The sequence below is a fragment of the Shewanella sp. MM_2022_3 genome, from assembly GCF_022557375.1.
Taxonomy (GTDB): Bacteria; Pseudomonadota; Gammaproteobacteria; order Enterobacterales; family Shewanellaceae; genus Shewanella; species Shewanella xiamenensis.
Window position 1 is genome coordinate 1 of the sequence record NZ_JAKZGV010000135.1, and the last position, 255, is coordinate 255.

Genomic DNA, 255 nt, shown 5'->3' on the forward strand with positions numbered 1-255 from the left:
AGGTGGTCGGGTAGAGAATACCAAGGCGCTTGAGAGAACTCGGCTGAAGGAACTAGGCAAAATGGTACCGTAACTTCGGGAGAAGGTACGCTCTTGTTGGTGATGAGACTTGCTCTCTAAGCTGACGGGAGTCGCAGATACCAGGTGGCTGCAACTGTTTATCAAAAACACAGCACTGTGCAAACTCGCAAGAGGAAGTATACGGTGTGACGCCTGCCCGGTGCCGGAAGGTTAATTGATTGGGTTATCGCAAGA

Annotated in this window: 1 rRNA gene; it reads left to right on the forward strand. The window is 51.0% G+C overall.

What is annotated here, in order from left to right:
- Positions 1–255: ribosomal RNA gene (locus MMG82_RS21490) — 23S ribosomal RNA — on the forward strand; the annotation flags it as partial.